At 72.1% G+C, this 19,025-nt stretch carries 19 protein-coding genes; 10 read left to right on the forward strand and 9 right to left on the reverse strand.

Features of this window, described 5'->3' with window-relative positions:
- Positions 1 to 678 (reverse strand): response regulator, encoded by a 678-nt coding sequence (locus ACH4SP_RS22685; protein WP_398417356.1) that lies wholly within the window; start codon positions 676 to 678, stop codon positions 1 to 3.
- A 94-nt stretch (positions 679 to 772) separates the two neighbouring features.
- Between ACH4SP_RS22685 and ACH4SP_RS22690 the strand changes: the two genes are divergently transcribed.
- Complete coding sequence (locus ACH4SP_RS22690) at positions 773 to 2,152, forward strand: DUF2079 domain-containing protein (protein ID WP_398417357.1); 1,380 nt, start codon at positions 773 to 775, stop codon at positions 2,150 to 2,152.
- A 41-nt stretch (positions 2,153 to 2,193) separates the two neighbouring features.
- Positions 2,194 to 2,592, forward strand: coding sequence for a RidA family protein (locus ACH4SP_RS22695; RefSeq protein WP_398417358.1), 399 nt, complete (start codon positions 2,194 to 2,196; stop codon positions 2,590 to 2,592).
- A gap of 18 nt (positions 2,593 to 2,610) precedes the next feature.
- On the opposite strand, the gene ACH4SP_RS22700 is transcribed toward ACH4SP_RS22695, so the two are convergent.
- From ACH4SP_RS22700 to ACH4SP_RS22720, 5 genes are all read right to left on the reverse strand, one after another.
- Complete coding sequence (locus ACH4SP_RS22700) at positions 2,611 to 3,369, reverse strand: class I SAM-dependent methyltransferase (RefSeq protein WP_398417756.1); 759 nt, start codon at positions 3,367 to 3,369, stop codon at positions 2,611 to 2,613.
- A gap of 449 nt (positions 3,370 to 3,818) precedes the next feature.
- A complete protein-coding gene (locus ACH4SP_RS22705; protein ID WP_398417359.1) occupies positions 3,819 to 4,964 on the reverse strand; it encodes a diguanylate cyclase domain-containing protein in 1,146 nt (381 codons plus the stop codon).
- Positions 4,965 to 4,994: 30 nt separating this feature from the next.
- On the reverse strand, positions 4,995 to 5,801 hold the full coding sequence (locus tag ACH4SP_RS22710; RefSeq protein WP_398417360.1) for an enoyl-CoA hydratase/isomerase family protein: 807 nt from the start codon (positions 5,799 to 5,801) through the stop codon (positions 4,995 to 4,997).
- Positions 5,802 to 5,863: 62 nt separating this feature from the next.
- Positions 5,864 to 7,087 (reverse strand): adenylate/guanylate cyclase domain-containing protein, encoded by a 1,224-nt coding sequence (locus tag ACH4SP_RS22715; RefSeq protein WP_398417361.1) that lies wholly within the window; start codon positions 7,085 to 7,087, stop codon positions 5,864 to 5,866.
- Positions 7,088 to 7,363: 276 nt separating this feature from the next.
- Entirely contained in the window at positions 7,364 to 8,272 is a 909-nt protein-coding gene (locus ACH4SP_RS22720; RefSeq protein WP_398417362.1) for a biotin--[acetyl-CoA-carboxylase] ligase, read from the reverse strand.
- 140 nt (positions 8,273 to 8,412) lie between these two features.
- Between ACH4SP_RS22720 and ACH4SP_RS22725 the strand changes: the two genes are divergently transcribed.
- From ACH4SP_RS22725 to ACH4SP_RS22740, 4 genes are all read left to right on the forward strand, one after another.
- A complete protein-coding gene (locus ACH4SP_RS22725) occupies positions 8,413 to 10,008 on the forward strand; it encodes an acyl-CoA carboxylase subunit beta (protein ID WP_398417363.1) in 1,596 nt (531 codons plus the stop codon).
- A 26-nt stretch (positions 10,009 to 10,034) separates the two neighbouring features.
- Complete coding sequence (locus tag ACH4SP_RS22730) at positions 10,035 to 10,241, forward strand: acyl-CoA carboxylase epsilon subunit (RefSeq protein WP_398417757.1); 207 nt, start codon at positions 10,035 to 10,037, stop codon at positions 10,239 to 10,241.
- Positions 10,242 to 10,326: 85 nt separating this feature from the next.
- Entirely contained in the window at positions 10,327 to 10,455 is a 129-nt protein-coding gene (gene mmpB / locus ACH4SP_RS22735; RefSeq protein ID WP_398417364.1) for a morphogenic membrane protein MmpB, read from the forward strand.
- Between the two features lie 45 nt (positions 10,456 to 10,500).
- Complete coding sequence (locus tag ACH4SP_RS22740) at positions 10,501 to 11,121, forward strand: Maf family protein (protein ID WP_398417365.1); 621 nt, start codon at positions 10,501 to 10,503, stop codon at positions 11,119 to 11,121.
- Here the strand turns inward: ACH4SP_RS22740 and ACH4SP_RS22745 are convergent.
- Positions 11,102 to 11,584, reverse strand: a complete 483-nt coding sequence (locus tag ACH4SP_RS22745; RefSeq protein ID WP_398417366.1) for a hypothetical protein — start codon at positions 11,582 to 11,584, stop codon at positions 11,102 to 11,104. The two genes, ACH4SP_RS22740 and ACH4SP_RS22745, sit on opposite strands and share 20 nt — an antisense overlap.
- A gap of 381 nt (positions 11,585 to 11,965) precedes the next feature.
- On the opposite strand from ACH4SP_RS22745, the gene ACH4SP_RS22750 reads away from it, so the two are divergent.
- Positions 11,966 to 13,720, forward strand: coding sequence for an acetyl/propionyl/methylcrotonyl-CoA carboxylase subunit alpha (locus ACH4SP_RS22750; protein ID WP_398417367.1), 1,755 nt, complete (start codon positions 11,966 to 11,968; stop codon positions 13,718 to 13,720).
- Positions 13,721 to 14,104: 384 nt separating this feature from the next.
- Positions 14,105 to 14,704, forward strand: coding sequence for a TetR/AcrR family transcriptional regulator (locus ACH4SP_RS22755; protein WP_398417758.1), 600 nt, complete (start codon positions 14,105 to 14,107; stop codon positions 14,702 to 14,704).
- 8 nt (positions 14,705 to 14,712) lie between these two features.
- On the opposite strand, the gene ACH4SP_RS22760 is transcribed toward ACH4SP_RS22755, so the two are convergent.
- Both ACH4SP_RS22760 and ACH4SP_RS22765 read right to left on the reverse strand, forming a co-directional pair.
- Positions 14,713 to 15,693: a DeoR/GlpR family DNA-binding transcription regulator gene (locus tag ACH4SP_RS22760; protein WP_398417368.1), complete on the reverse strand. Its 981-nt coding sequence runs from the start codon at positions 15,691 to 15,693 to the stop codon at positions 14,713 to 14,715.
- A 147-nt stretch (positions 15,694 to 15,840) separates the two neighbouring features.
- The gene (locus ACH4SP_RS22765) at positions 15,841 to 17,280 is read right to left on the reverse strand and encodes an NAD(P)H-quinone dehydrogenase (protein ID WP_398417369.1); all 1,440 of its coding nucleotides are present in this window, start codon (positions 17,278 to 17,280) and stop codon (positions 15,841 to 15,843) included.
- Between the two features lie 350 nt (positions 17,281 to 17,630).
- Here ACH4SP_RS22765 and ACH4SP_RS22770 point away from each other — a divergent pair, with 350 nt between their 5' ends.
- A complete protein-coding gene (locus ACH4SP_RS22770) occupies positions 17,631 to 18,068 on the forward strand; it encodes a gamma-glutamylcyclotransferase (protein WP_189820906.1) in 438 nt (145 codons plus the stop codon).
- A 101-nt stretch (positions 18,069 to 18,169) separates the two neighbouring features.
- A complete protein-coding gene (locus tag ACH4SP_RS22775; protein WP_398417370.1) occupies positions 18,170 to 18,979 on the forward strand; it encodes a purine-nucleoside phosphorylase in 810 nt (269 codons plus the stop codon).
- Positions 18,980 to 19,025 lie beyond the last annotated feature (46 nt).

Raw genomic sequence — 19,025 nt, forward strand, 5'->3', positions numbered from 1 at the left:
TCACCCACCGTCGCCCGCCACCCGGTAGCCCCCGCCGCGCACCGTCTCGATGGCCGCCCTTCCGAACGGCACGTCGATCTTCTTGCGCAGTGCGCTCACGTACACCTCGACGATGTTGAGGTCGCCGTCGTAGGACGCGTCCCACACCTCATCCACCACATCCACCTTCGGCACCACTTCCCCCGCCCGCCGGGCCAGGCACTCCAGTACCGCGAACTCCTTGCCGGTCAGGGCTATCCGGGTCTCGCCGCGCCCGCACTCCCGGGCGGCCGGGTCCAGCCACAGGTCGCCGATCCGCAGCACGCTCCCCCGCTTCGCCCCGCCCCTGCGCAGCAGCGCCCGCAGCCTCGCCTCCAGCACCACGTACGAGAACGGCTTGGCGAGGTAGTCGTCCGCGCCCGTGTCGAGCGCCTCCGCCTCGTCGTACTCGCCGTTCTTCGCGGTCAGCATCAGGATCGGGGTGTCGATCCCGGCCCGCCGCAGCCGCTCGCACACCCGGTAGCCGTTGAGACCGGGCAGCATGATGTCGAGGACGATCGCGCTGTACGGGTGCTCGGTCGCCCGCCACAGCCCGTCGAGGCCGTCGTGCGCCACGTCGACGGCATACCCGGCCGCGCCGAGCCCCCGCTTCAGGGACGCGGCGAGGCGCTCCTCGTCCTCCACCACCAGCAGTCTCATGCAGCCCAGTATTCACGGGGTGCCCGGCCCCTTCCTGAAACGATCTTCAGGGAGCTTCAGCGTCGTCTCAGCAGGTGGCAGCCACACTCCCCCGGTGTTCCCGACCCTGATCCGTCCCACCCCGGCCCCCACCCGTGCCCCCGCCGCGACGACCGTCCGCACCGGACGCACCCGTGCCGCCGCCGCGACGGCCTGCGTCGCCTTCGTCGTGTACGCGGCGTACGCCCTCCGTATGCACGCGAGCTTCCGCACCACCGGATACGACCTCGGCATCTTCGGCCAGGGGATCCGCTCCTACGCCCAATTCGCCTTCCCCGTCTCGGAGATCAGGTCCGCCTCCGGCCCTGACCCCGACACCCCTTTCCCGCTCCTCGGCGACCACTTCCACCCGATCCTGGCCGTCCTCGCCCCGCTCTACCGCATCGCCCCGCACGTCGAGACCCTGCTCCTCGCACAGGCCGCCCTCGCCGCCTGGTCGGTGTACGTGATCACGCGCGCCGGAGGCCGCCGGATCGGCGTCGCGTACGCACTCTCCTGGGGAGTCCAGAAGCTGATCGGCTTCGACTTCCACGAGGTCGCCTTCGCCCTCCCCCTCCTCGCTCTCTCCCTCGCCGCGTACCGCGAGGGCCGGTGGCGGGCGTGCGCGATGTGGGGCGCGGGGCTTGTCCTGGTCAAGGAGGACCTGGGCGCGACCGTTCTCGTGCTCGGCCTGCTGCTGCTCCGCCACGACCGGAGGGCGGGCACGGCCCTGTGCGTACTGGGCCCGGCGGCAGCGGCACTCGCGGTCCTGGTCGTCCTCCCGCACTTCAACCCGAGCGGCGGATACACGTACCTCTCCACCCTGGGCGGCGCGGACGCGGCCGCCCCGTCCGGCCTGGACACCAAGGCCACCACCCTCTTCGTACTGCTCCTCCCCACCCTCTTCCTCGCCCTGCGCAGCCCGCTGATCCTGCTCGTACTGCCCACGCTGGCCTGGCGGTTCACGTCCTCCAACCCCATGTACTGGGACACCGACCACCACTACTCGGCGGTCCTGATGCCGATCGTGTTCTTCGCCCTGATCGACGCCCGGGACCGCAGGCCACCGCCATTCCCCCAGGTCCGTACGGCAGTTGTGGCGGTGGCAGCACTGCTCGCCACCGCCCTCCCGCTCGCCGAGGCCGTACGCCCGGCCTTCTGGCAGGACCAGCCGACCGCGTCCGCCGCCCGCCGGGCACTCTCACACATTCCCGACGGGGCCCGGGTCGCCGCCACCAACCGCCTCGCCCCGCACCTCACGGACCGCACGACGGTCTTTCTCCACCGCCAGGGCCTCCCGAACGCACGGGTCGACTGGATGGTCCTGGACACCACGGACAGCACGTTCTCGGTGGAGCCGCCAAAGGCGACCCAACCCGGCTTCCGCCAGGTGTACGCGGCGGACGGCTTCGCCGTCCTGCACCGCTCCGAGCTGCCCGCAGGGGGTCGGGGGTAGGTTCGGCCCCACCGAGTTCGACCATTCGAGGGGAGAGCCAAGTGCAGCACTTCATACGGCCCGAGGGGGCCCCGCCCGTCAACGGTTACAGCCATGCCGTCTCGTTCGCCGGGGAGATGGTCGCCGTGTCCGGGCAGGTGCCGGTGGACGCGGAGGGGCGCCTGGTGGGCGCCGAGAATGCCGAGGCCCAGGTGCGGCAGGTCTACGCGAACCTGACGGCGGCGCTGGAGGCGGCGGGCTCCGGCCTCCGGCACGTCGTCAAGCTGACGGTGTACCTGACCGATCTGGGCGATCTGCCGACGTTCCGCCGGGTGCGGGACGAACACCAGGACGCGGCCCACCCGCCCGCGTGCTCGCTGGTACAGGTGGCAGGACTGGTCAACCCGGCGTTCCGGATCGAGATCGACGCACTGGCCGCGGTACCGGCAACCGAGAACTGAGCAGAGCTCAACTGCCGCTCAGGAGGGGCGAGTTGCCGCTCGACGGAACAACGCCGCCCAGAGGAAGGGCTCACCGAAGCACCGGGAGTCGGCGGGCTCGTCGCGCATGCGGCGGAGTTCGAGCTCCGTCAGGCCCGGGAGTTCCGCGAAGATCCGGCGGAGGGATTCCGGGGTGTAGGCGAGACCGCCGTGGAGTTGCGGGCGGGCGGCTCCGTACAGCTCCGCGTCCGGGAGTTCGCAGCCCATGCCGCCCTCACCCGCCGCGAAACAGGTGAGGGAGAAGTGACCGCCGGGGGCCAACAGGCGGCCGATCAGGGCGAGATGGCTGACGCGGCGGTGCGGCGGAAGGTGGTGGAAGCAGCCCGAGTCGTGGATCAGGTCGTACGGTCCCGGCAGTTCGGCCGCGGTGAGCGCGAACGCGTCGGCGCAGTGGAGGCGCAGTCGGGACGAGACCTCAGGACCTGCCTCGCGGGCGCGGTCCCCGGCCCAGGCGATCGCCTTCGGGGAGAGGTCTACGGCGTCCACCTCGTACCCCGCGGCGGCCAGGTGGAGGGCGTTGCGGCCGGGGCCGCAGCCGAGGTCGAGGGCCCGGCGGGGGCGGGCGCCGCCCGACGGGATCAGACCGCTGTCGAGGTACGCCACCAGGCTCTCGTCCGGCTTCGACACGAAGAAGGGGACGGGCCTGTCGCGGTCCGCGTAGAAGCCGTCCCACCAGTCGGAAGCTCCGTCGGTCCAGCGGTCGGCCTCCGGCCCGAACAGGCCGTCCAGCAGGTTCATCACGTCGTCGACGGTGCGTATGCCGCGCTGCGTGTCGCGCTGCGTGTCGCGCTGCGTGTCGTGGTCCACCAAAGCCCCCCAAGCACTGTTTGCGGTACGGGGAAATTTTAGGAGGAGCGGGGGTAAAAGCCCAGGCCAGAGGGGATTTGTCTGCACCCTGACGGGGGCGGGGGCGGGAGCCTGGCGGGCTCCGGCGCGGAGCGGGAGGCCCGCCCCTCACCGGCGGGAGCACATCGCCGTACCGCCCCCGTCCAGAGCCGCCAAGAGGCCTTTCGCGGCTTCGCCGGGGCGGTTTCCTGGCGGGGTTCGCACATCGCGCGCGCCGCCGCGGAGGCATTGCCTCGCGCGGGGCACCCCCAGCGGACCACCGTCCCGTCATCGGCGGAACTGGCCCTGTACTACGGGACCCGGTCCCCGCAGGACGGAGCCCGGTCCCCGTACGACGCGCCCTAGTCCCGCCCCGCGCCCCGGAACCTCCGCCGGTCTCCCGTCCCCGGCAGGGCGTCGCGCGGGGCTTCTGCCAGGGGGAGCACCGCCCCGTCCCGGCCTGCCACCACCGGTGTGCGCGAGCGGGCCGCCTTGGCCCGGTACTGGGCCGCGTCCGCCAGGCGGAACAGGCGGCGGGCCGAGGTGATCTCGCCGATCGGGTCGCCGGTGGACGCGACACCGCACGCCACTCCGTCGCCGTACTCCAACTCCGTTGCCCGTACGCACAGTTCTTCCGCCGCGCGGACCACGTCGTCGGCCGTCGGGCCCACCGAGAGGAGGCAGAACTCGTCGCCGCCGAGGCGGGCGGCCAGTGCTCCGGGGAGCATCGCGCCGCAGCGCGAGAGCACGCAGCCGAAGCGTTCCAGGAGGCGGTCGCCGGTCGCGTGGCCGTGGGTGTCGTTGACCTGCTTGAGGCCGTTGACGTCGCAGACGACCAGGCTGACGACGGCGCCCGACGCGCGGTGCGCCTCCACCGCCTCGTCGAGGCGTATGTCGACGGCGCGGCGGTTCGCGAGACCGGTGAGGGGGTCGGTGAAGGCGAGGGTGCGGACCTCCTCCAGGCGTTCCGTCTGGACGATTCCGGCGGCGATGACGGACGCGAGGACCGTCGCGAAGTCGGCGTCGGCGCGGTCGAAGACGGGGTGGCCCGGCGGCCTGGCCACGTACAGCTCGCCCCACGCCCTGCCGTGCAGCACGATCGGCGCGACCACGCAGCAGCCCCGGCCGCGCCGGCGCAGGGCCGCGACGCGCTGGTGGCAGTAACCGCGCCGGGACGACGCGGGGCCGTCCGCCGTCTCCACCCAGGCGTCCGGTTCGCCGCCGCCCGCCCACTGCTCGTGCAGGAATTCGGTGATCTCGGGGAACTGGTGGACCGGGTACGTCTCGTCCTCCGGGAATTCCGCTTCGCCCGGCGCGCGGTCCCCCTCGTTGACGAGGACGCGGAGGCGGCCCGCCTCCCGCTCCCACACCGAGAGCGCGGCGAAGCTGCCGCCGAGCGCGTCCCGCACGCCCAGCGCCGCCGCCCGCCACGTCTCGCGCGGGGTGTGTGCGGCCGCCATCGCCTGCGCCAGCGCAACCACGGCCTTCACGCGTACGTCCTCACCCATTCGTACAGGTTAGGCCCGATTTGATGCCCCTTACTCCCCGGGCCACTCCGGCTTGCGCTTCTCGTTGAACGCGGCGACGCCCTCTGCCCGGTCCCCGGAGAAGGCCACCGACCGCCAGGCCGCGTCCTCCACCTCCAGGCCCGCCCGCAGGTCCAGACCCTGGCCGAGCCGCAGCGCCTTCTTGGCGGCACGCAGGCCGACCGGGGAGTTGGCCGCGATACGGGCCGCCAGCGCGAGCGCCTCCTCGCGCGCGTGCGCGCCGGACTCCGCCAGTACGTCGACCAGGCCCAGCTCCGCCGCCTCCGGCGCCTCCACCCGGCGCGCCGTGAACACCAGCTCCGCCGCCCGCGCCGCCCCGACGCGGCGCGGCAGCAGCTGCGTACCGCCGCCGCCGGGGATGACGCCCACGGACACCTCGGGGAGGCCGACGACGGCCGTCCCGTCGGCGACGATCACGTCGCAGGCCAGCGCCAGCTCGTAGCCGCCGCCGAGTGCGAAGCCGTGCACGGCGGCGACCGTCGGCATCGGGAGGTCGAGGACGCCTGTGTACGCGGCGCGGGCGGTGGGGCGCTGACGGACCAGTTCCGCGTCGGTGAAGGAGTTGCGCTCCTTGAGGTCGGCGCCGACGCAGAAGGCGCGGTCGTTCGAGGAGGTGACGACGGTGGTACGGACGGCCGGGTCGGCGGCCAGCGCCGTGCAGGCCTCGGCGATCGAGGCGGCCATCGCGGAGGAGACCGCGTTCATCGCCTTGGGGCGGTCGAGGACGAGCTCGGCGACGTGACCGCCGTCGCCGTGGCGCCGTACCGCTACGAATTCTCCGTACCGCTGCTCGTCCATGAGCTGGGGTCCCTCCCGGTTAACGATCGTTTCGGATCGATCCTAGGGAGGCGGTCAAGGGGTCAGGAAGAGTCCGGCTTCGTGCGGCGGCCCAGCATCCACGGTTCCACTATGCCGAGGCCGCGCACCGGGCGCTGCCACATCGGCTGGAGGCCGAAGCGGTACGTGGGGGCCTCCGTGCCCTCCTTCTCCGCCTTCTCCGCCTCGGCGGCGGCCTCCGCCTCGGAGACCGGGGCCTCGCCGGTGCGGGACAGCTCCTCGGCGAGCGCGCCGTCGACCAGGACCGTGTCCTTGGGAGCTATCGAGGTGAGACGGCTGGCCAGGTTCACCGTCGTACCGAAGACGTCGCCCATGCGGGTCGTGACGGTGCCGAAGGCGATGCCGACGCGCAGGGCGGGCATCGTCTGGTCGTGCGAGAGGGTCTCGATGAGGCGCAGCGCGATCTCGGCCGCCGTGCCCGCGTCGTCGGCGCAGTACAGGACCTCGTCGCCGAGGGTCTTGATGAGCCGGCCGCCGTGCGCGGCGACCAGGTCGGCGCAGGTGGTCTCGAAGGCCTCGACCAGTTCGCCGAGTTCCTCCTCTTCGAGGCGGCGGGTGAGGCGGGTGAAACCGACCAGGTCCGCGAAGCCGACGGCGAGGCGGCGGTCCACCATCTCGTCGTCGTCGGCGGCCTGGACGACCCGGCCGGTCGCCGCGGCGAGCTGCCTGCGCCAGACGTAGACCAGGAACTCCTCCAGCTCGGGGAGGAGGAGTTCGACGAGGGGGTACGTCACCTCGGTGCGGGTCATGCCGGGCTCGGGCGGCTCGGTGAGGCCCTCCAGGAAACTGTCGATCTGCCATTCGGCCAGGCGGGCGGTGGTCTGCCCGGTGGAGCGGGCGACCTGGACGGCCATCGGCTCGCTGAGCAGCCCGGCCTCGACCAGTCCCGCCAGCCGGCGCAGGGCCAGGACGTCGGCCTCGGTGAGGGCCTTGGCCTGGCCGATGTCGGGGAAACCCATGGCACGCCAGAAGCGGGAGGCGAGATCCATGGAGACACCGGCGGTACGGGCCGCCTGGAAGGCGGTGTACCGGCGCTCGGCGCCGAGGATGAGCTGCTCCAGCCGGATGGCGAGGGGGTCGTCGGAGGGTTCGGCGGTGTGGTCGACCTCGTGGAACACCGGGGACGCCGGGGCGGACGGGGCCCTGGGGGTCTTGGGGGCGTCCGGAGCGTCCGGGGTCGCCGGGGTCTCCGGAGTAGAGGGGTTGGGGTCCGAGTCCCCGTCGGACGTGGTTCCGTCGACGGTCACCTGCCGCCTCCTGCCCGTTCCCTGCGCACTGCTCTGCCGCCACCTGTCGATCTGTCGCGCGAACTGATCCGGACCGCCCGTCACGGACCGCGTGCCGCGGGTCGCCTCAACGATACGGCAGATGTGCGCTGGCTCACTCCCCGTCCCTGGCGACACCCAGCCCCCTTGGGCGGAGCACACCCCCTCACGACCGCCCACCACCGCGACCGCACAAGCTCGCCCCGGCGGGGGCCGGCGTCCCGGGCTGCGCCCGGTGCACGGCTGCGCCGCGCGTCCTCAAACGCCGGACGGGCTGGATCCCCCCGGCCGCAAGTGCACGATGTCCCCCGCCCCCACCGGCCTCTGCACCCCGTCCGCCGTCCCGATGACCAGTCGGCCGTCGCCGTCCACCGCGACCGCTTCGCCCGTCAGCACGTGTCCGCCCGGGAGCTCCGCCCGCACCGACCGGCCCAGCGTCGAGCAGCCCGCCGCGTACGCCTCCTGGAGCCGGCTGCCCACCGGGTCCCCGCCGGCCGTGCGCCAGGCCTCGTACCACTCCTCGACCGAGCGCAGGACGGCCCGCAGCAGCGGGTCCCGGTCGAGGGTGACCGCGCCCGCGAGGGCGAGGGAGCCCGCCGCGGGGACGGGGAGTTCGTCGGCGCGCAGGGAGACGTTGAGGCCGACGCCGACCACGACCCCGTCGCCGACCCGCTCCGCGAGGATGCCGCCCGTCTTGCGCTCCTCGCCGTCCACCGTGACCAGCAGGTCGTTCGGCCACTTGAGGGCGGTGTCCACGCCCGCCGCCCGGGACAGCGCGGTCGCGACCGCGACGCCGGTCAGCAGCGGCAGCCAGCCCCAGCGCTCCACCGGGACGGACTCCCCCGGCTTGAGGAGGACGGAGAAGAAGAGGCCCGAGCGCGCGGGCGCCGACCAGCGGCGGTCCAGGCGGCCCCGGCCCCGCGTCTGCTCCTCGGCGACGAGCACCGCGCCCTCCGGGGCGGAATCTCCGCGTCCGGCGAGGTCGCTGTTGGTCGATCCGGTCGACTCGACGACGTCGAGCGAGGTCCACAGCCCGCCCTCGCGGACCAGTGCGCGGCGCAGCCCCGTCACGTTGAAGGGCGGCCGGTCGAGGTTGTTCCAGCGACTGCCGGAAGGACCGTCGGAAGGACCGCCGGAAGGACTGTCTGAAGCATCGGGAGGCGTCATGCAAGCCAGCGTAGGTGTGGCAAACGACGCACTGCCGCCCGGCAGTCCCGCGATTACGCTACGGACCAGTAGCCGTCCGTACCGTCGCCGTTGACACCGTGCGTGCCGTTGACGCAGTCGAAGCAGGGAGCCGCAGCCCCGTGTCCGCAGAATCCGCAGGATCCGCAGAGATCGACATCCACACCACTTCCGGCAAGATCGCGGATTTGCAGCGCCGCATCGAAGAAGCCACCCACGCGGGTTCCGAGCGCGCGGTCGAGAAGCAGCACGCCAAGGGCAAGCTGACGGCGCGCGAGCGGATCGAACTCCTCATGGACGAGGGCTCGTTCGTCGAGCTGGACGAGTTCGCCCGGCACCGCTCCACGAACTTCGGCATCGAGAAGAACCGCCCGTACGGCGACGGGGTCGTCACCGGGTACGGAACCGTCGACGGCCGCCCCGTCTGCGTGTACTCGCAGGACTTCACCATCTTCGGCGGCTCGCTCGGCGAGGTGTACGGCGAGAAGATCGTCAAGGTCATGGACTTCGCGCTGAAGACCGGCTGCCCGGTCATCGGCATCAACGACGGCGGCGGCGCCCGCATCCAGGAGGGCGTCGCCGCGCTCGGCCTGTTCGCGGAGATCTTCCGCCGCAACGTGCACGCGTCGGGCGTCGTCCCGCAGATCTCGCTGATCGTCGGCCCGTGCGCGGGCGGGGCCGTCTACTCGCCCGCCATCACCGACTTCACGGTCATGGTCGACCAGACCTCGCACATGTTCATCACGGGCCCCGACGTCATCAAGACGGTCACCGGTGAGGACGTCGGCTTCGAGGAGCTGGGCGGCGCGCGCACCCACAACACCACGTCCGGTGTCGCGCACCACATGGCGGGCGACGAGAAGGACGCCATCGAGTACGTGAAGTCGCTGCTCTCGTACCTGCCTTCGAACAACCTCAGCGAGGCGCCCGCCTTCCCCGAGGAGGCGGACCTGGAGACCAGCGACGAGGACCGGGAGCTGGACACCCTCATCCCGGACAGCGCCAACCAGCCGTACGACATGCACACGGCGATCGAGCACGTCCTGGACGAGGGCGAATTCCTGGAGACCCAGGCCCTGTTCGCGCCGAACATCCTCACCGGCTTCGGCCGTGTCGAGGGCCACCCGGTGGGCATCGTCGCCAACCAGCCGATGCAGTTCGCCGGCTGCCTCGACATCAACGCGAGCGAGAAGGCCGCGCGCTTCGTCCGCACCTGCGACGCCTTCAACGTCCCCGTCCTCACCTTCGTGGACGTGCCGGGCTTCCTCCCCGGTGTCGACCAGGAGTACGGCGGGATCATCCGGCGCGGCGCCAAGCTCATCTACGCGTACGCCGAGGCGACCGTCCCGCTCATCACCGTCATCACGCGCAAGGCGTTCGGCGGCGCGTACGACGTCATGGGCTCCAAGCACCTGGGCGCCGACCTCAATCTGGCCTGGCCGACCGCCCAGATCGCCGTCATGGGCGCCCAGGGCGCGGTGAACATCCTGCACCGCCGCACCATCGCCGCCGCCGAGGACCAGGAGGCGACCCGCGCCGAGCTGATCGCGGACTACGAGGACGCCCTCCTCAACCCGTACGTGGCGGCCGAGCGCGGCTACGTCGACGCGGTGATCATGCCGGCCGAGACCCGCCGCCACATCGTGCGCGGGCTGCGCCAGCTGCGCACCAAGCGGGAGTCCCTGCCCCCGAAGAAGCACGGCAACATCCCGCTCTAGGAAGGGAGTTCGGCCCCATGACCGACATGATCAAGGTGGTACGGGGCAACCCGACCCCGGAGGAGCTGGCCGCCGCACTGGCGGTGGTCCAGGCCCGTGCCGCGTCCTCGGGCAGCGCGGCACCGGGTCCTGCCGCGCCGCGCCCCGCCTGGTCCGACCCGGCCCGGGTCGCGGCGGCCCGGCTGCCGCAGCCGGGACCGAGTGCGTGGGGGCGCACGTACTGGCCCTCGTAGCCCCACTGAATTAGTCATTCCGTGCAGTGGCGCCTGAGTACACGTACTCAGGCGCCACCGGCATCGCGACCGCACTATCGAAGGCATGCTGTGGTCCGACCCGAAGAATGAGCCGCCCAAGGAACTGCGCGACATGCAGGCCATGCTGCGCCGCGCGGGGGTGCTGCTGGCACTGGCGATGGTGGTGGCGATGTTCGTGGCGGGCGTGCGCTGACAGCGCTCGTGGCAGCGGCTCGCCGACGCTGGCTACCCTGCACACATGACTGCCAGCACCTCTGCCTCCCCCGCCCGTCGCCTCGTTCTCGGCTCCGCCTCCCCCGCCCGGCTCGGACTGCTGCGGCAGGCGGGTCTCGCGCCCGAGGTGATCGTCAGCGGTGTCGACGAGGACGCGCTGAGCGCTCCGACCCCTGGCGAGCTGGCCCTCGTACTGGCGACGGCGAAGGCGGACGTGGTGGCCGCGCTCCCGGAGGCCGCCGGGGCACTGGTCGTCGGCTGCGACTCCGTACTGGAACTGGACGGGCAGGCGCTCGGCAAGCCCGACGACGCCGAGGACGCGACGGCCCGCTGGAAGGCGATGCGCGGGCGGTCCGGGGTCCTGCAGACCGGGCACTGCGTGATCGACACGGCGAGCGGCCGGCGGGCGGCGGCGACCGCGTCGACGACCGTCCACTTCGCGGAACCCTCGGACGCGGAGATCGCGGCGTACGTGGCGAGCGGCGAACCCCTCTACGTGGCGGGCGCGTTCACCCTCGACGGCCGCTCGGCACCCTTCGTACGGGGCATCGAGGGCGACCCCGGGAACGTCATCGGGCTCTCGCTGCCCCTGCTGCGCGACCTGCTCGCCGAACTGGACGTGGCGATCACGGACCTGTGGGCCTGAGGTCGGGCCCGGCCGCCGGAGGCGCAGCGGGCTTCGAGGGCGCGGCGCCCCGCGGGTCCGCGTCCCTCGTCCCGTACATCAGCAGGCTCAGTACGAGCAGCCCCAGCACCACCATCGTCCAGGCGAACGCCCACCAGCCGACCAGGCCGACCGCCGCCGCCCCCAGCACACCGTGCACCACCGCGCAGACGATCAGCAGGATGCGTACGGGGCGGGCGGGCGCCCGGTCCTTGAGCGCCGCACGGAGCAGGAAGCCGCCGCAGACCGCGAGGAAGAGACCGGCGACGCCGCCCAGCGCCCAGGCGCCCGCCGCCATCGCGTCGGGGTCCAGGCCCGCCAGGGACATCGACTGGCCGTCCACGACCCGGCCCAGGACGTAGTTGACGAAGACGACGCCGATCGCCTCCAGGAACAGCACGAGCGCCGTCACAGCGGCTATCGGCCTGCGCGCCACCGCGCCCACCCACTTCCGTACGGGACTTGCCTGGAGGGGCCTGTCAACGGCGCACGCTACTAACCGGTAATGCCCACGACAAGGGGTTCCGCACAACCTCCTCACCGAGCCGGTGCCGAGCCCTCCGTACGGCAAAGAATGGGCCGCCCCTTCGTAGGGACTCCACAAAGAAACCCCTCACCCCACTGGGTGCCAGGACAGAGACCTTGGCCACACCACAGGGCTACTGTGCGATGAGGTAACCCGTCGTACCGTGGTACGACAAGGGATTTCGCGACTCAACCACGCCTCGAATCACACTCCGTGTGGGCAAGCTCACCATTGGGGACGGGTCGTAGGGCCGTGTGGGCAGTCCCTAAACTCAGCTTGTTTCACAAGGAGGGAGCCATCGTGCGCAAGGTGCTCATCGCCAACCGAGGCGAAATCGCTGTCCGCGTTGCCCGAGCCTGTCGGGACGCCGGGATCGGGAGCGTAGCCGTCTACGCCGATCCGGACCGGGACGCTCTGCACGTCCGCGCGGCCGACGAGGCGTTCGCCCTGGGCGGTGACACCCCGGCCGCCAGCTACCTGGACATGGCCAAGGTGCTCCAGGCCGCGAAGGACTCGGGTGCGGACGCCATCCACCCGGGTTACGGATTCCTCTCCGAGAACGCGGAGTTCGCGCAGGCGGTCCTCGACGCCGGTCTGACCTGGATCGGCCCGCCGCCGCAGGCCATCCGCGACCTGGGCGACAAGGTCGCCGCGCGCCACATCGCGCAGCGCGCCGGTGCCCCGCTGGTCGCGGGCACCCCGGACCCGGTCTCCGGCTCCGACGAGGTCGTCGCGTTCGCCGAGGAGCACGGGCTGCCGATCGCGATCAAGGCCGCCTTCGGCGGTGGCGGTCGCGGCCTCAAGGTCGCGCGCACCCTGGAGGAAGTCCCCGAGCTGTACGAATCGGCCGTCCGCGAGGCGGTCGCCGCCTTCGGCCGCGGCGAGTGCTTCGTCGAGCGCTACCTGGACAAGCCGCGGCACGTCGAGACGCAGTGCCTGGCCGACAGCCACGGCAACGTCGTCGTCGTGTCGACCCGTGACTGCTCCCTCCAGCGCCGCCACCAGAAGCTGGTCGAGGAGGCCCCGGCGCCGTTCCTGAGCGACGCTCAGAACGCCGAGCTGTACGCCTCCTCCAAGGCGATCCTGCGCGAGGCGGGCTACGTCGGTGCGGGCACCGTCGAGTTCCTGGTCGGCGCGGACGGCACGATCTCCTTCCTGGAGGTCAACACCCGCCTCCAGGTCGAGCACCCGGTCACCGAAGAGGTCTCCGGCATCGACCTGGTCCGCGAGATGTTCCGCATCGCGGACGGCGAGGAGCTGGGGTACGACGACCCGGCCGTACGGGGCCACTCCTTCGAGTTCCGTATCAACGGCGAGGACCCGGGCCGCGGCTTCCTGCCCGCCCCCGGTACGGTCACGAACTTCGCCCCGCCGAGCGGCCCCGGTGTCCGCCTCGACGCGGGCGTCGAGTCGGGCTCGGTCATCGGCCCGGCGTGGGACTCGCTCCTCGCCAAGCTGATCGTGACGGGCGCGACCCGCGAGCAGGCGCTGCAGCGGGCGGCGCGCGCGCTCGCCGAGTTCAACGTCGAGGGCATGGCCACCGCGATCCCCTTCCACCGCGCGGTCGTGGTCGACCCGGCCTTCACCGCGGACCCGTTCACGGTGCACACCCGGTGGATCGAGACCGAGTTCGTCAACGAGATCCCGGCCTTCACGGTCCCCGGCGCCGAGGGCGACGAGGACGAGTCGGGCCGCGAGACGATCGTCGTCGAGGTCGGCGGCAAGCGTCTTGAGGTGTCGCTGCCGTCGTCGCTCGGCATGACGCTGGCCCGTACCGGCCTGGCCGCCGGCGCGAAGCCGAAGCGCCGCGCCGCGAAGAAGTCGGGCTCCGCCGCTTCCGGCGACAGCCTGGCCTCGCCCATGCAGGGCACGATCGTCAAGGTCGCGGTCGAGGAGGGCCAGCAGGTCAACGAGGGCGACCTGATCGTCGTCCTGGAGGCCATGAAGATGGAACAGCCGCTGAACGCCCACCGCGCGGGGACGGTCAAGGGGCTGGCGGCGGAGGTGGGTGGCTCGGTCACTTCCGGAGCACTCATCTGCGAGATCAAGGACTGATCTCTCTCCCCCCCTGCTTCACCGCGCGGCGGCCCGTCCCCCCTTCGGGGGTGGCGGGCCGCCGCGCGTTTGGCCGGTGGTCGTCGCGCGGGCACGTCATGGCTGGCCGCGCAGTTCCCCGCGCCCCTAAAAGCCAGCCCCCTTAGCCCCTAGCCCTCTTGGGCAGCGGGGCCGCCCCCCGGGGGCGGAACGGGTGGGCAAGGGGGCGGCCCCCCACCGCGGCACGCCCGCCCACGACCGCACGCGCTCGCCACCGCCCCGGCCCCTCCCGACCGCACGCGCCCGCGCCCGCGACCGCCCACACCCGCCCCTCCCAATGGCATGCTGTGATCCATGGCGACCACCAGTCCCCCCACCGTCCCGGGCCCCCGCCCCACACGGCCCATGCGCGCCGACGCCCGTCGCAACTACGACAAGCTGCTGGCCGAAGCGCGCGCCGCGTTCGCCGCGCACGGGACGGATGCCTCGCTGGAGGAGATCGCCCGCCGCGCAGGCGTCGGCATCGGCACCCTGTACCGGCACTTCCCCACCCGGTACGCCCTGATGAGCGCGGTCTTCCAGGGCGCCGTGGACGAACTGATCGCCCGCGCCCACGCGTTGGCGGATGCGACGGCCCCCTGCGAGGCCCTCGTCACCTGGCTGCGCGCCATCATCACTCATGCGAGTGAGTATCGGGGCCTGGCCCGCGCACTCATGTCGGCGTCGGGCACCGGCAGCGGTGCGGGCACCGAGAGCAGCGCCTCGGCGATGTCCGCGTGCAGCATCCCGATGCGCGAGGCCGGCACGGCCCTGCTCGTACGCGCCCAGCAGTCCGGCGCCGTACGTCCCGACGTACCGATCCGGGACCTCATGCAGCTCACCAACGCGATCGCGCTGGCCGCCGAACAGTCCCCGGACGACCCGGAGTTGGCCGACCGACTGCTGTCGCTCGCGGTACGAGGGCTCCGCCCCCGTACCGACGAGACAGACTCCAGGGCGGACTAGCGCGCGGCCTAACGGCGACGCATATCGGCCACCCTGGCCCGCTCCCCCGGCGACTGCGCCTGCTGCTCGGCGATCGAGGCAGCGCTGCGCAACTGCGAACCGGGGCCGCCCGGATGGGTCCTGCGCTGACCCGGCAGCGGCATGTCCCGGCGGGGCTGCGGACGCCCCGTCGGGACGCCATCACCCCCGGAGCCGGACGCTCCGGCCCCCGGCCCGGCGACGGTGATCTGCACGCCCTGGTCGGCGAGCGCCTGCAACTCCGTACCGGCGCGCTCGTCGTGGGGCGGCGGCTCGTCGGTGACGAGCCGGGTGATCACGTCGGTGGGCACCGTCTGGAACATGGTGTCGGTGCCGAGCTTGGTGTGGTCCGCGAGGACCACCACCTCGGCGGCGGCCTGCACCAGGGCCCGGTCGACGCTCGCGGAGAGCATGTTGGAGGTGGAGAGCCCGCGCTCGGCGGTCAGACCACTGCCCGAGAGGAAGGCACGGGACACCCGCAGCCCCTGGAGGGACTGCTCGGCACCGCTTCCGACCAGCGCGTAGTTGGAACCGCGCAGGGTTCCGCCCGTCATGACGACTTCGACGCGGTTGGCGTGCGCCAACGCCTGTGCGACCAGGAGGGAGTTGGTGACGACGGTCAGCCCGGGTACCCGGGCGAGCCGTCTCGCCAGCTCCTGCGTGGTCGTACCGGCGCCGACGACGATGGCCTCCCCCTCCTCCACGAGCCCCGCGGCGAGGTCGGCGATGGCCGTCTTCTCCGCGGTCGCGAGGTGGGATTTCTGCGGAAAGCCGGATTCGCGGGTGAACCCGCCCGGCAGTACCGCACCGCCGTGCCGGCGGTCGAGGAGTCCTTCTGCCTCCAGCGCCCGCACGTCCCGCCGTACGGTCACTTCGGAGGTCTGGACGACGCGGGCGAGCTCACGGAGCGAAACCGCCCCGTTGGCCCGCACCATTTCGAGGATCAATTGACGACGTTCTGCAGCGAACACGAAACTGACAGTAACCTGACCGGCCGATAGTTTTCAGCAGTTTGCGCCGAATAACAGAAGTTGGTCGCAAACAGCTCTCTGGAGTGGTATACGGCCCCGGCCGGTGGCGAGTTCACGCCCCGGCCGGTAACTCCGCGTGCCGTACGGTCAGTTGTCGTCCGCGGTCTTGCGCGTGTGCAGCTGCCGCGCCACCTCCGCGAGCGAGCCCGACAGGGAGGGATAGACCGTGAACGCCTTCGCGATCTGTTCCACCGTCAGACTGTTGTCGACGGCGATCGAGATCGGGTGGATCAGCTCGCTCGCGCGCGGCGCGACGACCACACCGCCGACGACGATGCCCGTGCCCGGACGGCAGAACAGCTTCACGAAGCCGTCCCTGATGCCCTGCATCTTGGCGCGCGGGTTGCGCAGCAGCGGCAGCTTGACGCCGCGCGCGTCGATCCGGCCGGCGTCGACGTCCGCCTGGGTGTAACCGACGGTCGCGATCTCGGGGTCGGTGAAGACGTTCGACGAGACCGTCTTGAGGTCGAGCGGGGCGACCGCGTCACCGAGGAAGTGGTACATGGCGATACGTCCCTGCATCGCCGCGACCGAGGCGAGGGCGAAGACGCCGGTGACGTCTCCGGCCGCGTACACGCCCGGCGCCGAGGTCCTGGAGACCCGGTCGGTCCAGATGTGGCCGCTGTCCTTGACCTTGACCCCGGCCTCCTCCAGGCCCATGCCCGCGGAGTTGGGGATGGCGCCGACGGCCATCAGGCAGTGCGAGCCGGAGATGACCCGGCCGTCCGCGAGGGTGACCTCCACCCGGTCGCCGACGCGCTTGGCGGACGCGGCGCGCGAGCGCGCCATGACGTTCATGCCGCGCCGCCGGAAGACGTCCTCAAGGACGGCCGCCGCGTCCGGGTCCTCGCCCGGCAGCACGCGGTCGCGCGAGGACACGAGGGTGACGCGCGAGCCCAGCGCCTGGTACGCACCGGCGAACTCGGCACCCGTCACGCCCGACCCGACCACGATCAGCTCCTCCGGGAGCTCGTCGAGGTCGTACACCTGCGTCCAGTTGAGGATCCGCTCGCCGTCCGGCAGCGCGTCCGGGATCTCGCGCGGGTGGCCGCCGGTCGCGATCAGCACGGCGTCCGCCGTCAGCCGCTCCTCGGTGCCGTCCGCGGCGGTGACGACCACGGTGCGCGAGCCGTCCATGGCCTGCTGGCCCTCCAGCCGGCCGCGGCCGCGCATCACGCGCGCACCGGCCCGCGTCACGGACGCGGCGATGTCGTGCGACTGCGCGAGCGCGAGCCGCTTCACCCGCCGGTTGACCTTGCCGAGGTCCACGCCGACGACACGCGCGGACTGCTCCTCCGGCGGTGTGTCGTCGGCCACGAGGATGCCCAGCTCCTCGTACGAGGAGTCGAAGGTCGTCATCACCTCGGCCGTGGCGATCAGGGTCTTGGACGGTACGCAGTCGGTCAGCACCGACGCCCCGCCGAGTCCGTCGCAGTCGACGACGGTCACCTCTGCGCCGAGCTGGGTGCCCACCAGGGCCGCCTCGTACCCGCCGGGTCCGCCACCGATGATCACGATCCGGGTCACGAAAAGTCCGCCTCGCGTTCGCTTGAGTTCGCCTGAGTCCGCTGCGACTCCGCCCGGCCCGTCCTGCCTGCCCCGGCCGGGGTTCCGGGGGATCGCCCCGGAGGAGTGCAGTACGTACTTCATTGTCCCGCACGCGGGCGTGGGCTTCGCCCCGGGGCCCTCCATACGGGAACCAGCGGGGCCGGACGGTCGTTGTAATCCCCCTCCTCGTCCCTCCGCCGTCCCTCCGCCGTCCCTCCGCTGTCCCTCCCCGTCCCTCTCCCCGCCCCTCCTTCGCCCTCCTCACCTCTTCCGGTACGAGATCCTTGCCGTCCGTACGGGATCAGCGGGCCTCCCGTACCCTCGGAGCCATGTCGCTCTACGCCGCGTACGCCGGCAACCTCGACGCGCGGCTGATGTCCCGCCGCGCCCCGCACTCGCCGCTGCGCGGCACGGGCTGGCTCAACGGCTGGAGGCTGACCTTCGGCGGCGAGCAGATGGGCTGGGAGGGCTCGCTCGCCACGGTGGTCGAGGCCCCGCGCTCGCAGGTCTTCGTGGCGCTCTACGACATCGCGCCGATGGACGAGGACTCGATGGACCGCTGGGAGGGCGTCGGCCTGGACATCTACCGCCGCATGCGGGTCCGCGTACACACGCTGGACGGCGAGGAAGCCACCTGGATGTACGTCCTCAACGGGTACGAGGGCGGGCTGCCGTCCGCCCGCTACCTGGGCGAGATCGCCGACGCGGCGGAGTCGGCGGGCGCCCCGCACGACTACGTGATGGAACTGCGCAAGCGCCCCTGCTGAGGGCTTTCCGGCCCCTTCGTCGCTTCCTCCAACGCAACAATCGGGTTGCCGTCAGCCGTGACATCTACGCGCGTAGGGCTGGAGCGGCTACCCTCGTCCGCGTGAACGCATCTGTTATTTCGGACCCCCAGGCCGCCGCCGACGCCGCGGCCGCCCGTCTGCACGAGCTGACCGGCGCCGAGACCCATGACGTCGCCCTCGTGATGGGCTCCGGCTGGGCTCCCGCCGTCGATGCCCTCGGTGAGGCCGAGGCCGAGTTCCCGGTCACGGAACTGCCCGGCTTCCCGCCCCCGGCCGTCGAAGGACACGGCGGAAAGATCCGCTCGTACAAGATCGGCGACAAGCGCGCGCTGGTCTTCCTCGGACGTACGCACTTCTACGAGGGCCGTGGCGTCGCCGCCGTCGCGCACGGTGTCCGCACCGCCGTGGCCGCCGGCTGCAAGACGGTCGTCCTCACCAACGGCTGTGGCGGCCTGCGCGACGGCATGCGCCCCGGCCAGCCGGTCCTGATCAGCGACCACCTGAACCTGACGGCTGCCTCGCCGATCATCGGCGCGAACTTCGTCGACCTGACCGACCTCTACTCGCCGCGTCTGCGTGCCCTGTGCAAGGAGGTGGACGAGACCCTGGAGGAGGGCGTCTACGTCCAGTTCCCCGGCCCGCACTACGAGACCCCGGCCGAGATCAACATGGTCCGCGTCATGGGCGGCGACCTGGTCGGCATGTCCACGGTCCTCGAAGCCATCGCGGCGCGCGAGGCGGGGGCGGAGGTCCTCGGCATCTCCCTGGTGACGAACCTCGCCGCGGGCCTCTCGGGCGAGCCCCTCAACCACGAGGAGGTCCTCCAGGCGGGCCGCGACAGCGCCGCCCGGATGGGCAGCCTGCTGGCGCGGGTGCTGGAGCGGATCTAGCGGATGCGGGACGGGGCCGGGCGGGCGGGGAGCGGGTGCCGCTGCG

It is taken from the genome of Streptomyces sp. NPDC021093, from assembly GCF_044333135.1.
In the GTDB taxonomy this organism is placed as follows: Bacteria; Actinomycetota; Actinomycetes; order Streptomycetales; family Streptomycetaceae; genus Streptomyces.

Excerpts from the sequence above, each read along its gene's own strand:
- ACH4SP_RS22685 (WP_398417356.1), bottom strand. The coding sequence starts at position 678 with ATGAGACTGCTGGTGGTGGAGGACGAGGAGCGCCTCGCCGCGTCCCTG.
- ACH4SP_RS22700 (WP_398417756.1), bottom strand. The coding sequence starts at position 3,369 with ATGAACCTGCTGGACGGCCTGTTCGGGCCGGAGGCCGACCGCTGGACC.
- ACH4SP_RS22705 (WP_398417359.1), bottom strand. The coding sequence starts at position 4,964 with ATGGGTGAGGACGTACGCGTGAAGGCCGTGGTTGCGCTGGCGCAGGCG.
- ACH4SP_RS22710 (WP_398417360.1), bottom strand. The coding sequence starts at position 5,801 with ATGGACGAGCAGCGGTACGGAGAATTCGTAGCGGTACGGCGCCACGGC.
- ACH4SP_RS22720 (WP_398417362.1), bottom strand. The coding sequence starts at position 8,272 with ATGACGCCTCCCGATGCTTCAGACAGTCCTTCCGGCGGTCCTTCCGAC.
- ACH4SP_RS22730 (WP_398417757.1), top strand. The coding sequence starts at position 10,035 with ATGATCAAGGTGGTACGGGGCAACCCGACCCCGGAGGAGCTGGCCGCC.
- mmpB (WP_398417364.1), top strand. The coding sequence starts at position 10,327 with ATGCTGTGGTCCGACCCGAAGAATGAGCCGCCCAAGGAACTGCGCGAC.
- ACH4SP_RS22740 (WP_398417365.1), top strand. The coding sequence starts at position 10,501 with ATGACTGCCAGCACCTCTGCCTCCCCCGCCCGTCGCCTCGTTCTCGGC.
- ACH4SP_RS22755 (WP_398417758.1), top strand. The coding sequence starts at position 14,105 with ATGCGCGCCGACGCCCGTCGCAACTACGACAAGCTGCTGGCCGAAGCG.
- ACH4SP_RS22770 (WP_189820906.1), top strand. The coding sequence starts at position 17,631 with ATGTCGCTCTACGCCGCGTACGCCGGCAACCTCGACGCGCGGCTGATG.